15 protein-coding genes, 1 tRNA gene and 1 riboswitch are annotated in these 16,300 nt (G+C 45.8%); of the genes, 9 read left to right on the plus strand and 7 right to left on the minus strand.

The features are described from left to right. Positions 1 to 13 precede the first annotated feature (13 nt). The 3 genes from rimO to thrC all read left to right on the plus strand — a co-directional run bounded on the left by rimO (position 14) and on the right by thrC (position 4,302). Positions 14 to 1,336: a 30S ribosomal protein S12 methylthiotransferase RimO gene (gene rimO, locus H6F63_RS09260; RefSeq protein WP_190636897.1), complete on the plus strand. Its 1,323-nt coding sequence runs from the start codon at positions 14 to 16 to the stop codon at positions 1,334 to 1,336. A 187-nt stretch (positions 1,337 to 1,523) separates the two neighbouring features. Continuing rightward, complete coding sequence (locus H6F63_RS09265) at positions 1,524 to 2,954, plus strand: DEAD/DEAH box helicase (RefSeq protein ID WP_190444176.1); 1,431 nt, start codon at positions 1,524 to 1,526, stop codon at positions 2,952 to 2,954. A 238-nt stretch (positions 2,955 to 3,192) separates the two neighbouring features. Beyond that, positions 3,193 to 4,302, plus strand: coding sequence for a threonine synthase (gene thrC / locus H6F63_RS09270; protein WP_190636757.1), 1,110 nt, complete (start codon positions 3,193 to 3,195; stop codon positions 4,300 to 4,302). Between the two features lie 54 nt (positions 4,303 to 4,356). On the opposite strand, the gene H6F63_RS09275 is transcribed toward thrC, so the two are convergent. Next, positions 4,357 to 4,869, minus strand: a complete 513-nt coding sequence (locus H6F63_RS09275; protein WP_190424285.1) for a hypothetical protein — start codon at positions 4,867 to 4,869, stop codon at positions 4,357 to 4,359. A 148-nt stretch (positions 4,870 to 5,017) separates the two neighbouring features. Between H6F63_RS09275 and H6F63_RS09280 the strand changes: the two genes are divergently transcribed. Both H6F63_RS09280 and H6F63_RS09285 read left to right on the plus strand, forming a co-directional pair. After that, positions 5,018 to 5,941 carry a YihY/virulence factor BrkB family protein gene (locus tag H6F63_RS09280; protein ID WP_190636759.1) on the plus strand — a complete coding sequence of 308 codons (924 nt, stop codon included), beginning with the start codon at positions 5,018 to 5,020 and terminating at the stop codon, positions 5,939 to 5,941. Between the two features lie 88 nt (positions 5,942 to 6,029). Then, positions 6,030 to 6,755 carry a Uma2 family endonuclease gene (locus tag H6F63_RS09285; protein ID WP_190636761.1) on the plus strand — a complete coding sequence of 242 codons (726 nt, stop codon included), beginning with the start codon at positions 6,030 to 6,032 and terminating at the stop codon, positions 6,753 to 6,755. A 100-nt stretch (positions 6,756 to 6,855) separates the two neighbouring features. On the opposite strand, the gene H6F63_RS09290 is transcribed toward H6F63_RS09285, so the two are convergent. The 3 genes from H6F63_RS09290 to H6F63_RS09295 form a co-directional block, all read right to left on the minus strand. After that, complete coding sequence (locus tag H6F63_RS09290; RefSeq protein ID WP_347276782.1) at positions 6,856 to 7,800, minus strand: dynamin family protein; 945 nt, start codon at positions 7,798 to 7,800, stop codon at positions 6,856 to 6,858. 24 nt (positions 7,801 to 7,824) lie between these two features. Then, on the minus strand, positions 7,825 to 7,989 hold the full coding sequence (locus H6F63_RS29325; RefSeq protein ID WP_199297898.1) for a hypothetical protein: 165 nt from the start codon (positions 7,987 to 7,989) through the stop codon (positions 7,825 to 7,827). 278 nt (positions 7,990 to 8,267) lie between these two features. Next, positions 8,268 to 9,071, minus strand: a complete 804-nt coding sequence (locus H6F63_RS09295; RefSeq protein ID WP_190636764.1) for a DNA adenine methylase — start codon at positions 9,069 to 9,071, stop codon at positions 8,268 to 8,270. Positions 9,072 to 9,616: 545 nt separating this feature from the next. After that, a riboswitch (TPP riboswitch) is annotated at positions 9,617 to 9,713 on the plus strand. A gap of 6 nt (positions 9,714 to 9,719) precedes the next feature. Between H6F63_RS09295 and thiC the strand changes: the two genes are divergently transcribed. Further along, the gene (gene thiC, locus H6F63_RS09300) at positions 9,720 to 11,093 is read left to right on the plus strand and encodes a phosphomethylpyrimidine synthase (protein WP_190636766.1); all 1,374 of its coding nucleotides are present in this window, start codon (positions 9,720 to 9,722) and stop codon (positions 11,091 to 11,093) included. 64 nt (positions 11,094 to 11,157) lie between these two features. Here the strand turns inward: thiC and pyrE are convergent, their stop codons facing one another. Beyond that, positions 11,158 to 11,775 (minus strand): orotate phosphoribosyltransferase, encoded by a 618-nt coding sequence (gene pyrE, locus H6F63_RS09305; protein ID WP_190636768.1) that lies wholly within the window; start codon positions 11,773 to 11,775, stop codon positions 11,158 to 11,160. 99 nt (positions 11,776 to 11,874) lie between these two features. On the opposite strand from pyrE, the gene H6F63_RS09310 reads away from it, so the two are divergent. Then, positions 11,875 to 12,345 (plus strand): hypothetical protein, encoded by a 471-nt coding sequence (locus tag H6F63_RS09310; protein ID WP_190636770.1) that lies wholly within the window; start codon positions 11,875 to 11,877, stop codon positions 12,343 to 12,345. 338 nt (positions 12,346 to 12,683) lie between these two features. On the opposite strand, the gene H6F63_RS09315 is transcribed toward H6F63_RS09310, so the two are convergent. Continuing rightward, positions 12,684 to 12,756 (minus strand) — tRNA-Ile (locus H6F63_RS09315). 343 nt (positions 12,757 to 13,099) lie between these two features. On the opposite strand from H6F63_RS09315, the gene H6F63_RS09320 reads away from it, so the two are divergent. After that, positions 13,100 to 13,789 carry a hypothetical protein gene (locus tag H6F63_RS09320; protein WP_190444187.1) on the plus strand — a complete coding sequence of 230 codons (690 nt, stop codon included), beginning with the start codon at positions 13,100 to 13,102 and terminating at the stop codon, positions 13,787 to 13,789. A gap of 90 nt (positions 13,790 to 13,879) precedes the next feature. Beyond that, a complete protein-coding gene (locus H6F63_RS09325; RefSeq protein WP_190636772.1) occupies positions 13,880 to 15,340 on the plus strand; it encodes a hemolysin family protein in 1,461 nt (486 codons plus the stop codon). Between the two features lie 11 nt (positions 15,341 to 15,351). On the opposite strand, the gene queC is transcribed toward H6F63_RS09325, so the two are convergent. Next, positions 15,352 to 16,044, minus strand: coding sequence for a 7-cyano-7-deazaguanine synthase QueC (queC, locus tag H6F63_RS09330; protein WP_190636774.1), 693 nt, complete (start codon positions 16,042 to 16,044; stop codon positions 15,352 to 15,354). Positions 16,045 to 16,300 lie beyond the last annotated feature (256 nt).

Below are 16,300 nucleotides of genomic sequence, written 5' to 3' on the forward strand. Positions count from 1 at the left end.
GCTTACAAACGGCATGGGCAATAAGCCAACAATTGCGATATCCCACTTGGGGTGTGAAAAAAACCGAATAGATACCGAACATATGCTGGGTCTGCTGGTACAGGCAGGCTACCAAGTAGATACTAATGAAGAATTAGCAGATTATGTTATAGTAAATACATGCAGTTTTATTGAAGCAGCAAGGGCAGAGTCAGTCCGCACCTTGGTAGAACTGGCGGAAGCGAATAAAAAAATTGTGATCGCAGGCTGCATGGCGCAGCATTTCCAAGAGCAACTGCTGGAGGAATTACCAGAAGCGGTTGCAGTCGTGGGCAGCGGCGATTATCAGAAAATCGTCGATGTGATTCAAAGAGTTGAAGACGGCGAGAGGGTCAAACAGGTTTCATCTGAGCCGACCTACATTGCCGATGAAACGACACCTCGCTACCGCACGACATCAGAAGGTGTCGCGTACCTGCGGGTAGCGGAAGGATGTGATTACCGCTGTGCGTTTTGCATAATTCCTCATCTCAGGGGAAATCAGCGATCGCGCTCGATTGAATCCATCGTTACCGAAGCCCAACAGCTAGCTGCTGAAGGCGTACAGGAGTTAATTCTCATATCACAGATCACCACAAACTACGGTCTGGATATTTACAAAGAGCCAAAACTGGCTCAACTCCTGCGGGAACTAGGGAAAGTGGACATTCCTTGGATTCGGATGCACTATGCCTATCCCACTGGTCTAACGCCCCAGGTGATAGAAGCAATTCAGGAGACACCTAACGTATTGCCTTATCTAGATTTACCCTTACAGCACTCTCATCCGGACATCCTCCGCGCCATGAACCGACCTTGGCAAGGACAGGTTAATGACCAAATCATTGACCGGATTAAAACAGCGCTTCCCGATGCTGTGCTGCGGACAACGTTCATTGTCGGATTCCCAGGCGAAACAGATGAACATTTTGAACATCTGCTGGGGTTCGTCGGACGGCATGAGTTTGACCATGTAGGTGTATTTACTTTCTCACCAGAGGAAGGAACCCCAGCGTACAACTTGCCCTCTCAACTCTCCCAAGAAGTGATGGAGGCACGCCGGGATGCTCTGATGGAAGTCCAACAGCCGATATCCTTGAAGAAAAATCAAGCCCAAGTGGGTAAGGTAATGGATGTTTTGATTGAGCAAGAACATCCAGAGACAGGCGAACTAATTGGTCGATCGACCCGGTTTTCCCCGGAGGTGGATGGATTAGTGTACGTTGAAGGCGATGCTCCTCTGGGATCGATAGTATCTGTAGAAATTACAGACGCTGACATCTACGACTTATATGGTCATGTCGTCGCTCAATCCTGAAGGCTGAAGGATCAAGAATAAAAGCTCTCATGCTAAAAAATGAAGGCTGAAGCATAAAGATAAAAGATAGTTTTATACTTCAAACTTCATACTGCTCTTACGCGCCCCTATCTCTATTATTCAGGCGCTTTGCTAACAATCGCTTCACTGCGAAATTGCACACTGTACTAACTAAGAACAAACAACTATGACTCTTTCGTTTACAAGCTTGGGACTATCAGAAGCCCGTGTTCAGCAGCTAGAAAAACTAGGCTTTACTGAGCCCACGCAAATTCAAACACAAGCGATTCCGCAGATGCTGGCAGGCCGGGATGTGGTAGGACAATCACAAACTGGAACTGGTAAAACAGCTGCTTTTTCGCTGCCAATTTTGGAGCGGGTAGATATCAAAAATCCCGCAGTCCAAGCTTTAATTTTGACACCGACACGAGAGCTGGCGCAGCAAGTCTCGCAAGCAATTCGCACCTTCACAAGCGAGCGCCGCTTGGGAGTGCTAACAGTATATGGTGGTCAATCGATTGACCGCCAGATCCAGTCCCTGAGAAAGGGCGTGCAAGTTGTGGTGGGAACACCAGGACGGGTGATCGACTTGCTAAATCGAGGCGACCTCAAGCTGGATCAAGTCAACTTTTTGGTTTTGGATGAAGCTGATGAAATGCTGAGCATGGGCTTTATTGATGATGTGGAAACCATCCTCAAGCAAGTTCCATCGGAAAGGCAAACGGCATTTTTCTCTGCCACGATGCCTCCCACAATTCAGAAGCTGATCGCTAAATTCCTGCGATCGCCTATTATGCTCACAGTGGAGCAACCCAAAGCAGCTCCATCGCGAATTAACCAAGTAGTCTACATGGTGCCGCGGGGCTGGTCAAAATCCAGAGCCTTGTTGCCCATCCTGGAACTAGAAGATCCCGAATCTGCTTTGATCTTCGTGCGGACGCGACGCACCGCAGCAGAACTCACCAACCAGCTGCAAGCCGCTGGACACAGTGTAGACGAGTACCACGGTGACCTGAATCAACAAGCACGGGAGCGTCTATTAATGCGGTTCCGGCAACATCAGGTGCGCTGGGTGGTTGCAACAGATATTGCCGCACGCGGTTTAGACGTTGACCACCTGAGCCACGTAATTAACTACGATCTACCCGATAGCGTAGAAAGCTACATCCACCGGATCGGCCGTACTGGTCGCGCTGGTAATGGCGGAACAGCTATTTCTCTGATTCAGCCAATGGATCGGCGCAAGCTGGTGCTAATTGAGCGGAAAGTCCGCCAAACCCTGAAAATTGTCCCGATTCCCACACGGGCGGAAATTGAAGGGCGGCGTTTGGAAAAACTGCAAGCTCAGGTACGGGAAGTATTGAGCGGCGAACGCATGGCTTCCTTCTTGCCAGTGGTCGCGCAGCTAGGTGAAGAATACGACGCTCACGCGATCGCAGCAGCAGCACTGCAAATTGTTTACGATCAGACTCGTCCTTCTTGGCTGTCAAATGAGGCAGAAATGCCACTGGACGACCGTCAAGGTTCCAAGCCAAAGCTGGTCAAGCGCCCCAAACCAGAAGTCAAAAGTCAGGATACAGAGGTCAGAAGCCCGAAGCCAGAAGGAATTCGGAATTAAGTAGGGACTAGGGACTGGGGACTAGCAATAATTGTCCCCTGAACCCCCCTCTGACCAAGCCGATTTTGGATTTTGCGGAGGTTCCAGCTCCGCCTCCGATGATTTTGGATTGGAAAGAACATCGGTAGAAACCTTTAATTAGGTCACAAATCGTAAATGTAAAATCTAAAATCTCCAAGCCCATAGCTTTAGCTATAGGATCAATCCAAAATCAAAAATCAAAAATCGATTGATTGCTGTGGTAACTGTATCTGCGACTAATTCTCCTGCCGTTAACGGCACCCCTGAACGCCCCAGTTGGCCTGGACTAATTGAGGCGTATCGGCAATATCTGCCTGTTACACAAACAACGCCAGTGGTGACGCTGCTGGAAGGCAATACTCCGCTGATTCCCGTTCCCGCGATCGCGCAAATTATCGGGAAACAGGTACGAGTTTTTGTAAAATACGATGGTCTCAACCCCACTGGTAGCTTTAAAGACCGGGGGATGACGATGGCGATTTCCAAGGCGAAGGAAGCCGGGGCAAAAGCTGTAATTTGTGCCAGTACCGGGAACACTTCAGCAGCAGCAGCAGCCTATGCCCGTCGCGGCGGGATGAGGGCATTTGTACTCATTCCCGATGGGTACGTAGCCTTGGGCAAATTAGCCCAGGCTTTGCTGTATGGGGCGGAAGTTATGGCAATTAAGGGAAATTTTGACCAAGCGCTGGAAATTGTCCGGGAAATGGCACAGAGTTATCCGGTCACTTTGGTAAACTCGGTGAACCCCTACCGTTTGGAAGGACAGAAAACGGCGGCTTTTGAAATTGTAGAAGTTTTGGGAAATGCCCCTGATTGGCTCTGCATTCCCGTAGGCAATGCAGGGAATATAACAGCATATTGGATGGGTTTTTGTCAATACCATCAAGACGGGAAATGTGATCGCTTGCCTCGAATGATGGGATTTCAAGCATCTGGCGCGTCTCCTCTAGTTACGGGGAAGGTAGTGACGAATCCAGAAACCTTGGCAACAGCAATTAGGATCGGTAACCCGGCAAATTGGGAGAAAGCGATCGCGACTCAACAAGCAAGCCTTGGGCAGTTCGCAGCAGTGACAGAGGAAGAAATTTTGGATGCCTATCGTATGTTGGCATCACAAGAAGGCATTTTCTGCGAACCCGCCAGCGCTGCTTCCGTCGCCGGACTTCTAAAGGTGAAAGACCAAGTTCCTGCGGGCGCTACCGTAGTGTGCGTCCTCACGGGCAACGGCCTTAAAGACCCAGATACGGCGATTAAACACTCCCAAAATTCATTTAAGCAGGGAATTGAGCCAGAAGTAGCAGCAGTGGCTCAGGCAATGGGATTTTAAATAATTAATGTCAGTTGGTATCGCCTGTCCTAGCAATGACAGGCGATACATCTGTCAGTTGTCAGTTGTTGGTGGTTGTTTGCTTTTCCACTGACCATTGACTCCTGACGCTGGACTTTCTTGGCGAGTCATGCGTTCGCGGCTAAGTCTATCTAAAGTATCCCCGATAGCCGTAGTGAGAGTTTTACGGGTTTGAGCATGACTTGCCTGTTCAGATTTTAAGTCGATTGCAAGGCGATCGCGCTCAACCATCGCCTCCATCAGTTTCGTTTTCAATTCCTCAAAGTTTTGCAGCTGTTCCACTTCCTCTACAATCGCCGCCACAGCACCAGGATCGTCCGCCTTGGGTTGTGGCAAACTTTGGATTTGCTGTAGTTGGCTTGTGAGCTTTTTAATCTGTTGCTGAGCAAGACGTGCCTCAGTTCGGCGTTGCTGCGCTTCTGTAGCGTACAGCTGCCGCCAGGATGCAGCACTTTCTAGCGCCGCATCGCGATCGCGCTCTAACTCTACTATTTGCTGTTTTAGCGCCTTAATTTCACTCAACCACTGCGATACCTCGTGGCTCATTAAAAACAGCTCCTCATCCGTTGCAACGATCGATTCTGCAAAATTTGTCCAATCCTAATAAAACATTATGGATAATTTCGCCCGATCCCTGTAACCTTGGCGATTGATTTGGCACATTATAGGAAACGTTGTAGCCAAAACCAAAATAATGCGATCGCTGCGCTTTTTCCGTTTCTTTCGACATCTGGGCTGGGCAACCTTAAAGAAAACCTTCCAGCGGGTAGCCCAAAGGCGGTTAACGGGTCACTCAGCAGAAATGGCATACAACGCCATGTTAGCTCTGTTTCCTGCTATCTTGGCTATCCTAACCGCCATTGGGCTGTTTGAATTTTCAACATCCACCTTTGACCAGCTGGCTGGTCAATTAAGTGAGGTTGCCCCTAAAGAAGTTCTTTTTCTGATTGAAGGTTTCGTCCAAGAAATTAGCCAATCTAGAAATCAAGGGCTGTTTTCCATCAGCTTCTTTGCCGCAATTTGGGCTTCCTCTGGGGCCTTAAGTGCCGCTATGAACGCCCTGGATCAAATCCATCAAATCCCCCCTGAGCGAACTCGACCCTTTTGGAAAGCCAAGTTAATTTCTCTCGGACTAACAATTGGCACAATTTTACTATTAATTACAGCTTCCTTTCTCGTATTTATCAGCGATCTAATTGTGCGATTCGTCGCTTATCAAAGTGGGCTTTTAGGGTCAGGATTGCTAGCAATTTGGCGGCTTTTTAGCTGGCCTATGGCGCTTATAATCGTCGCCTCAGCTTTTGCTTTTATTTATCGTTATGGCCCCAGCCGCTGGGTTAAAGGAACGCCAATTATGCCGGGGGCAATAGTGGCGGCAGTATCTTGGGCGATCATATCAGCTTTGTTTCGGCTTTATGTGTCCAACTTTGGCAATTACAACAGAGCTTACGGCGCAGTGGGTGCTGTGATCGTGTTAATGCTATGGCTTTATATGAGTTCTTTGGTACTTTTAATCGGCGACCAACTCAATGTCACAGTCGGGGAATCAATGAGGCAATCAAGAAAGGCAAAATTGGCATCTTTAGAGGCATCACCACCAGAATCGGAAGCCGGATAAATTTCAATTTATCCGGCTTTTTTAGGATGCGATCGCGCTCCTACCCAAACCTAAAATAGATATAATTCTCTCCAAAATACGCAGTTCTATGACTCTTGCCAACTCCCCCGAACTAGACATTACCCATCTTCCAGATCACACGGAGTTGCCCGACTCGAACGGTACTTTCGGGAAAAACTTCCAAGAAGATCCTCAAAGCATTCTACTAACTGATTCTATTAGACCTATATTGCAGCAACTTCATCCCGATAATCAATACGCTATCGGTCAAGATTGTGGCATATATTGGCGCATCACCGAACCTCCAGAAAAAGGCGCAGAAGCACCAGATTGGTTTTACGTTCCCAATGTACCGCCGATGCTGAACGATCAGTTTCGTCGTTCTTACGTCTTATGGCAGGAATATATTGCACCATTAATAGTGCTGGAATTTGTCTCTGGGGATGGTTCCGAAGAACGAGACAATACACCCATTACTGGCAAATTTTGGGTATATGAACAGGCAATTCGCGTCCCTTTCTATGGCATTTATGAGGTGAAGAAAGCCTCAGTGGAAGTGTATCACCTGGTGGACGGTCGCTATGAACTCATGAAAGCAAATGAGCGCGATCGCTATCCAATTTCTGCAATGGGCGTTGAGTTAGGCATCTGGCAAGGACAATATAGAAATATGGAAGCGCCTTGGTTACGTTGGTGGGATGCACAAGGAAATCTCTTGCTGAGTAGCGATGAGCAACTTGAACAAGAACGCCTTCGGACTGAAAGATTAGCAGAACGTTTACGCCAGATGGGAATTAATCCTGATGAGGTGTAATTAGCCGTGAGAGCGATCGTGCTTTCGGAAATGTCTAACTTGTGCCTAGGCGAAGGGATATGTGGATGCGATCGCTGTTGTTTAAATCAATGAACCTTGTCTAGATAATTTTTTCGATAATCGCTTTCCAAGATGGCAAATCCTTTACATCTGTCAATGCTAAATCTTTTAAAGCCATTACTGTTTGCTTTTGATAAGTTCGGAATTTTGACTTAAGGAGTTCTTCCTCCTCAAGCTTTGCTCCACTTGCAAGTATGGAATTGATAGTAGCTAAGATGGCAACAGTAATACTAACAGCAATACCTGCCGCTGCAATATTAACAACTCCTGTTGGTGGCAAGAATGATTGAACCCAGATAAAAAGAGATGTTCCAGCTGCTTCAACAGCAACTACCGGAAGTATGGCAAAGGCAGCTTTCGAGGAAAGAACTTCACCAGTGTAAAGATAGTATAAGGAAACAATTGCGGCAGCTTGTGTAGCTGTCATAAGAGCTGCCCCACCAGGAATAAATGCTTGAACAGCAACTGTAACTAATGCCCCCACTATGATAGTGGTCGCAGAGGATTTTTTATCATCCATGTGGCGGGCAAGTAGTAGATCCTTTCCCTTTGAAGCTAAAAAATTTTGGAGATCCTCCCGAAGCCCGGAAACACCACGAATATCTAGTGGAATTTCAGGACGAGTTCCCGGATCGTAGCCGAATGCACACACTGGGTAAATTTTTTCGATCTGAAGTGCCTGTTTCCACTGATTAATAACCTTTTCTAAAGCTGAGGGATCTAGCCGATCCCACTCGTCGATTTTATTCAGCACTACAAATACAGAATCACAGTGCGATTGAAGGTCATCTAAGTATCTTTTCTGAGAGGCATCTGAAGCACCAGTTACAACGAGTATGCCTACATCAATATGTTTTAAAAATTCTCGTGTAATCTCACTATTCTCTGCACGGACATCATCAAGTCCTGGTGAATCTATTAATCTAACTCGTTCATCTAGCCGCAACACTTTTAGTTTAGTAGTTACACCAGCTTCAGCACCCACATTGGCTATAGCCTTTTTACGACTTCACTTTAGCAGTGCATTGATTAATGAGCTTTTGCCGGAACTAACCTTACCGATGACAGCTATATTCAAAGTTTTAGAGAAATCTTGGACTTTCTCTTCAAACTGAGTTTCTACATTTTCCCAAAAATCTCTCTCATTCCAGCTATCAGATGCTGCGTTGACCATTTGAAATTCTCTGGATAACTATAGCTATTATGTAATTGGTATAAATTTAAAATAATCAGTAATTATACTGAAATTACCCAAGCTGAGTGGATGCGATCGCTCTCGTACCCCGAAACTCACAGAAACGCAATCGCTTAAACTTGTAGCCTGGTTCTTTTTTTATAACTATTTATACTGTTTACTGCTTGCATCCTTAGCAGCTTCATATCATCTATTCTTTTTATTAGTATATTTACTTGAAATACAGGTTGCTAGGTTGTTAACCTAAGTACAAATAACTAATAATTTTTTATAAATAATTCCTTTCCTTTAGCTGCAAAATCTTTTTTGTAATTATTCATTCCATACTGTAACTCCCAATCCGTTATTTTAGCAAAGCTGAATAGATCCCTGATTTTTGGCGAGTCATCGTATGTAATTAACCACCTGTGGTTGCATTTTTGCAAATTAGCTGCAAATCGTTCGTGATCGAATGAAGTATGTAAGTCTCCTTTCACTCCATATAACTTCGATTTTGTGGCTTTCCAGTATGGGGGATCGAAAAATAAAAAGACATTTCCTCCATCTTCAAACAACAATTTTTCATAATCCCCATGCGTTACCTTAACTTCTGATAAATGGGGAGAAATTTGTCTCAGTCTTTCAATAGAAGATTCAGTAAACCGCTGTTCAAAAGCTTTTTGAGAATAGCCTCCTGAGTCAACTACTCCAGAAAAAGTGATACGATTCATAATGAAAAAGCGAACCGCTCTATCAAATTCAGTGTAAACATTGGTTTGATCTGTAAAATAAGCGTATAAATCTCTACCATTCGCATACTTTTGGCGGAACTGCATAATTGCATCTACTAATTCTTCAATTTTGTCTTTAGCATTTTTCCAAAAGCAGTATAAATCATAATTCAAATCATTTATCCAGTAACGTATTGGAAAAAGGTGATGCGTTTGCTTAAACCCTAAAAAAACCGAACCACCCCCAACAAATGGTTCTCTAAATTCCTCAATGTCTAGAGGAATATGATATATTATTTTTTCAAATACCCTAGATTTTCCTCCAGGGTATCTTAGAGGACTTTTTTCCATATTACTGGTTCTCAGGTATCGAAATATAGCAATCCTATTCGAGTTGTTATCTAGTCCTTCACATCCCCGACTTCTTAAAGAAGTCGGGGATCTCGTCTTCACGAATTATTTAGAAATGCTAGAGATTAAGTATAATTCATATAGGTTTCCATATTTAATCTTTTAATTATTTATACTTGGTTTTATTGAACAATCATCTAATTATGTTAGATTGCTGGCTATGAGTTTTTTTTAATAATTATTAATTGCACGTAAGTATATGTTGGGAAAATCTCGTTGAAAGTGAAGTTACATGTAAAACTCTCAATTGATAACTAGCAATTTCCTCTATATTCGTTGTTACATAAACGCATTTTGAAAAAGCAAGATTGTTTTCTGGACAATCCAGCGCGCTCAGTCCAAATATTGATGTCTATTATGACACCAGTTAAAGTTTCGCCAGCTATTCCCGTCAAGCCAAGACATCTGCTACCTCACAGAGTGATACAAAACATCAAGTTTTTACAACCAAGGAGTCTTCCCCAGACCTAAGTGGTACAATCAACAACCATAGCTAGGGGTGCCTGAAACAACCAGGCTGAGATAGTCCCTTAGAACCTGAGACTGGGTAATACCAGCGGAGGGAAGCTGTTAATAGAGGAAATCAATATGCGGACAGAATGGGTCGCCAAGCGTCACGGGCAGAGCAATGTCACTCAAATGCACTACGCTCGTCAGGGTGTCATTACTGAAGAAATGCAGTATGTGGCACAGCGGGAAAATCTCCCAGTTGAGCTAATTCGGGACGAAGTGGCGCGGGGACGAATGATTATCCCCGCCAACATCAACCACACCAACCTAGAACCGATGGCTATTGGCATCGCCTCTAAGTGTAAGGTGAATGCCAATATCGGAGCCTCCCCCAACTCTTCTAATCTGGATGAAGAAGTCGATAAGCTGAAGCTGGCGGTGAAATATGGTGCCGATACCGTGATGGACTTGTCCACAGGCGGCGGTAACTTAGATCAGATTCGCACGGCAATTATCAACGCCTCACCTGTGCCAATTGGAACTGTTCCTGTGTACCAAGCTTTAGAAAGCGTCCACGGCACAATTGAAAAGCTTACCCCCGATGACTTTCTCCATGTAATTGAGAAACACGCCCAGCAGGGAGTCGATTATCAAACCATCCACGCCGGAATTTTAATTGAGCATTTGCCTTTAGTGCGCGATCGCATCACGGGAATTGTCTCACGCGGTGGCGGCATTCTGGCACGGTGGATGCTGCACCACCATAAGCAAAACCCGCTTTATACCCACTTCCAAGACATCATCGAAATCTTCAAAAAATACGATGTGTCTTTCAGCCTAGGAGATTCCCTGCGTCCCGGTTGTCAGCATGATGCCTCAGATGCCGCGCAGTTGGCTGAACTCAAGACACTGGGACAATTGACTCGCAAAGCTTGGGAACACAACGTGCAGGTGATGGTAGAAGGGCCTGGACACGTCCCGATGGATCAAATCGAGTTTAATGTCAAAAAGCAGATGGAAGAGTGTTCAGAAGCACCCTTCTACGTGCTGGGGCCATTGGTGACGGATATTGCACCCGGTTATGACCACATTACCTCTGCCATTGGTGCGGCGATGGCTGGCTGGTACGGTACGGCAATGCTGTGCTACGTGACACCCAAAGAACACTTAGGACTGCCGAATGCCGAAGACGTGCGTAACGGCTTGATTGCCTACAAAATTGCGGCTCACGCTGCCGATATTGCCCGGCATCGTCCGGGGGCGCGAGACAGAGATGACCAACTCTCCCAGGCTCGTTATAACTTCGACTGGAACCGCCAGTTTGAATTGTCCCTTGACCCAGAACGCGCAAAAGAATATCACGACGAAACTTTGCCAGCAGATATTTACAAAACTGCTGAATTCTGCTCAATGTGTGGCCCCAAATTCTGCCCGATGCAGACTAAGGTTGATGCCGATGCTTTGACAGAACTGGAGAAGTTTTTGGCAAAAGAACCCGTGACGCAAAGCTAGTTATTTAAAACGCAAAGGTACGCAGAGGAATAATTGCTTTGCGTACCTTTGCGTTTTTAAAACGCTATTTGATTTGAGAATATTGCTGTTGAAGATCCTGAATTGTAAACACAGCCTGAAACTTCAGCCCCTCAGACTGGTATAACTCGGCACCGCCTTGTTGTCTATCTACCAGAGAAATTACTTCGTCTACACTGTAACCCGCATCTCGCAGACGCTCAACTGCTTTCAGGGCAGATTGTCCGGTCGTAACCACATCTTCTAAAACTACGACTTTCGCACCAACGGGAAGATCCGGCCCTTCAATGTATGCTTTTGTACCGTGTCCCTTCGCCTCTTTGCGGATAATCAGAGCTGGTAAACTTCGCTTTTCATAGGCGGAAACTACGCTTACTGCCGTCACAATGGGATCGGCTCCCAATGTCAAGCCCGCAACTGCCTGAGTATCCATTGGCAGCAGCGATAATAAAATACGACCAATTGCCAAGGCTCCTTCTGGGTGCAGTGTCACCTGCTTGCCGTTAATGTAGTAAGAACTGCGCTGTCCGGAAGATAGAACAAAGTCCCCCTCTTTATAAGCTAGACGGCAAAATAAATCCAGCAGATACTGGCGCAGCGTTGTTAAATCGGCAGTCGCAGGTAAAAAAGTTAAATCAGTCTGAGGGAGGATTTCGTTGCTCATCACTTGGACACAGAAGTAGTGGAACTATGAAAATTTGACCATCAATTATCTTAAACTTAAAGACTAGGTATGATTGAGTAAAAGTGGTGGAGGAATGATATGGGAATGCGCTTTACTAATTTAATCGGTGTGTTGGTTCTCGCTGCCGCTTCGAGTGTAATTGCCGAGAGCGCGATCGCACAAAGAACCACTATCAGCCCAGTAGGAGTACCTGTCAGCCCTTTCACCCTTGGCATTCCAGATGTTGTGGAGCGAGCCTTTTTTGAAGACTCTCAAACTTTTTTTGAAAATAATAGCACCCGCAGGCAATTCAACCTCATATTTGGAGTTGGGGGTATAGATCGGGCATCTTATCCCGATCTCGAAATCGTTCGCGATGCTCAGAGAATTGGTATCCTTTACCGAGAACTCCTTGAACAACAGGTTTCTAGCGATCCAATAATTCGCACTCCAGATTTACCTAATCCCTTCAATACTTCGATTTTGCAAAGCCCCACTGTCAACGTCAATGTTAGTGGCACTAGGGTAACAGGTAGTGAATTTGTGTTTGAAAGACAGCCTTTTCGTTAAAAACGGTAAAGGTATAAAAATAGTCCTGAGTATTTTAGAGACTCAGGACTATTTTTATTAAATTCACCCAAAGCGAATTTATCGCTTAGAAATAAAGAGCTTTGCGATCTGATTTGTCTAACCAATAAAATCAGTAAATATTACCGAGTCAGAGAAGATGCTAGAAAGCTGGAGCAACAAATAACTGTCTGTGGGTTGGCATATATAATAAGCAGGGTAAAACCTCTGGGCAGCTTTGTATTGACCGCCTTAGTTTCTTAAGTAAACCAATGGAATAATATAGCCCTTTTGTTTCCTAACTGCCATTGGAAGCTAGACAAGGGTATATAAATTTGTAATCGGCAGTGCAGGAGTTGAACCTGCCTAACACGAATTATGAGTTCGTTGCCTAAACCGCTCGGCCAACTGCCGTAAAGTAAACGTGTAAGTGTCGAGTATTACTCTGTTGCCTCAGGAATCAGTCAAAGATACATACTCGATGTTGTTTTAGGGCAAGCCTAATAGACTAGGTAATCTGCTGGGATTTACCCGGCTTCGACTGCCATTGTATTACAGATACAGTGTTTGCGTCTACTCGTTCGCCAATAAAGAGTAATATTCCTGATATAAAATTATAAGCGCTGTTTGCTAAAAATGAGATAAATTATCGGCGTGGCATTGACAGATTCGCTATCATAGGTTCCACTGCTGTCAGTTAGAAGCTATGTATAGCAGTAAGTCGCTGTTGTGGCAATTTTTATAGCTTGAACAACCAATGAAACTGAATGCAACTGTCGCCCTCACGTTAGTTTTACTTGCCATGATGTTAGGCGCTGGCTTTGTGAGTGCGATCTGGGGGTTTACTGTGGGGCATGAAGCCCTAAAAGGAGTGACGCAGCCGGATGTGCGTCCTACCAATAAACTGGCTGGTAGCAAGCGGGCAACTCTGGGCAAGGAAGGAGTGGCAATGTTGCGCGAGGCGGATATCCTGAATAATGTCTACTCACAAGTCAGTGGGAAAGGCAAAAACGCTAAGACTGAAAAGAAGGAAGAGGAAGTAAAGAGCGATCGCGAACCTACTACCGAGACTAAGACTCCTGAGGCCCAAACTAACCAGCAAGAGTTCCCGATTACAAGTCAGGACAAGGGCGTTAAGCTGGAGGTGCGCGGGGCGCGTCAAGAGTCCGGTTCTTTGTTGCTGAATGTAAGCTTAAAGAATGAGTCCGGTTCTGCTGTGAGGTTTCTCTATAGTTTCTTGAATGTGACGGACGATCAGGGTCGTGCCTTGAGCGCTGTGACTGAAGGGTTGCCGGGTGAGTTGCCTGCAAATGGGGAAAACTTTTCTGGGACAGTGAGTATTCCCTCGGCTTTACTAGAAGATGCCAAGCAGCTTTCTCTGACTCTGACAGATTATCCCGACCAAAAACTCCAGCTGAAAATGTCTGGGATTCCCGTGGTGCAGTAAGAAATTAAAAATTAAAAATTTCTTTTTAAATTTTAATTTGGGATTTTTAATTCTGCCTCACTTGCCCAATACCTAATACCCTCGTTACGGATGGTTACTCCCGTTTTGGTGATTTTGCAGGTAAATGTTTTTCCTCAACTCACCGGGCAAGACATTCTGCTGAGATTGTTATCGGTGCTACTGCTGATTGCAATCAATGGTTTTTTTGTCACAGCTGAGTTTTCGATGGTTTCGGTGCGGCGATCGCGTATTAACCAGTTAGTCGAAGCTGGGGATGTCCAAGCGCGAACCGTCCAAAACCTGCAACGCACTATAGAAAAGCTGCTATCTACTACTCAGCTGGGTATCACACTTTCTAGTTTGGCATTGGGCTGGATTGGCGAGAGTACGATGGCAGTTTTAGTGTCGGGAGCGATCGCGCATTTGCCGCTGTCACAGGAAGTAAACCGGGCGATCGCCCATTCTTGTTCTTTGCCAGTCGCATTCTTCCTCATCGCCTATCTGCAAATTGTTTTAGGCGAGTTGTCTCCGAAATCCGTAGCACTCCTTTACTCGGAACAGCTGGCAAGATTTTTGGGACTCCCAATAAGAGCGATCGCGCGTTTCTTCAACCCGTTCATCTGGATTCTCAACCAATCAACTCGCTTGCTCTTGCGGCTGGTCGGCATTCAGTACACTGGTCAAGGCTGGTATACTCGCGTCACGCCAGAAGAATTGCAAATGATTATCACCACCGAGCGCGAGTCTACTGGTTTAGAAGCCGAGGCGCGAGAACTCCTCAACAACGTGTTTGAATTTGGGGAAGTCTTGGCAGGAGAAGTGATGGTTCCCCGTACCAGCATTGAAGCCATTCCCTATGATGCCACCTTCCAGACATTGCTGGATGAAATTGCCACCTCCGGTCACTCCCGCTATCCCGTCACTGGCGAATCCCTCGACGATATTCGGGGCATTATTTACTTCAAAGAGTTAGCAGAACCCTTAGCAAAAGGTCAGCTGAAGCTGGATACACCGATTCAGCCTTGGATTCGCGCCGCCCGATTTGTGCAAGAAGGTCAGCCTTTGAGTGAACTATTACCGGTGATGCAGCGAAGTCACCTAGCAATGGTCATCGTTGTAGATGAATTTGGTGGTACCGCGGGATTAGTGACAATTGAAGATTTGATTGCTCAAATCATCGGCTCCGAGCCAAACTCCGAGAACACAGAAGAGTTAACTGTGCAAATTCTTGATGAGCAAACTTTTCTGGTGCAAGCACAGATGAACTTAGAAGAAGTCAACGAACTTCTGGATCTGAACTTTCCCTTAATTGATGAATATCAAACTTTAGGCGGCTTCCTGCTCTACCAATATCAAAAAATTCCTCTCCAAGGCGAAACCCTGCATTATGACAACCTTGAGCTAACAGTAGTTTCTGCCGAGGGGCCACGCCTGCACCAAATTCGCATTCATCGGCAGGAGCCAGGGAAACCAGAGGATGATGGGGATCAGGGTCGCAAACAGGTAGAGGAGAAAGAAATTAGGGGAGTAGAGGAGCAAGAAATCTTTTAGAAGACTTCCGGTTATTGCTGGGAACTCCTTACCGCATAGGGAAGCGGATCTTCTAGCCCTAATTCTGCAAAAGCAGCCAGACGCAATCGGCAAGAATCGCAAACACCACAAGCAACCTCGCCACCAACATAGCAAGACCAAGTTTGCTCCCAAGGTACGCCCAGCTGATTTCCAAGCTGGATGATTTCCGTTTTCTTGAGGTCTATCAGGGGCGTGATGATAGTAACTGGCTCTCCCTCTCGTCCCTGTTTTGTTCCCAGCCGAAATACTTCTTGCATCGCCTGGATATAGTCGGGACGGCAATCTGGATAACCGGAATAATCTAAAGCGTTTACACCAATATAAACTCGCTGGGCTTGAATGGTTTCTGCATAAGCCACAGCAAAGCTCAAAAAGATGGTGTTCCGAGCAGGTACATAGGTGACGGGGATACTTTGATTCATTTCATCAAGCGATCGCCCTTCTGGCACCTCAATGGCGCTGTCTGTGAGCGCAGAGCCGCCCCATAGACGCAAATCAAAGGTCACTACCTGATGTTCTACCACACCAGCTAAACGAGCGATCGCCCGGCTTGACTCTAACTCGCGCTGATGTCGCTGCTGGTAATCAAACGCCAGAGAGTACAACTTGCAGCCCTCAGCCTTTGCCTGGTACAACACCGTCGATGAGTCCAACCCCCCAGACAACAAAACAACCGCTTTCACTTATCAATTCCCCGTCAACATATTTTCTTGCTGTTGTTAATCTTGTCAGTTTCAACTGACAACCGACAACTAATGACAGGCCGGAGAGCCTACCCTACCGAATCTTGACAGGCTCTCCGTCCTCTCCTAGCAACCGACTCCTCCCCAAATGGACGGGAAAGAAAGTGACACATCCGCCTGCATCAAATTTACAAACCTCAACACAATGGAAGAGAAGTTAAAATCTGACTTATAGTTTATGAATTTAGACAGAGCT

The sequence above is a fragment of the Trichocoleus sp. FACHB-40 genome, assembly GCF_014695915.1.
GTDB lineage: Bacteria > Cyanobacteriota > Cyanobacteriia > Cyanobacteriales > FACHB-T130 > Funiculus > Funiculus sociatus.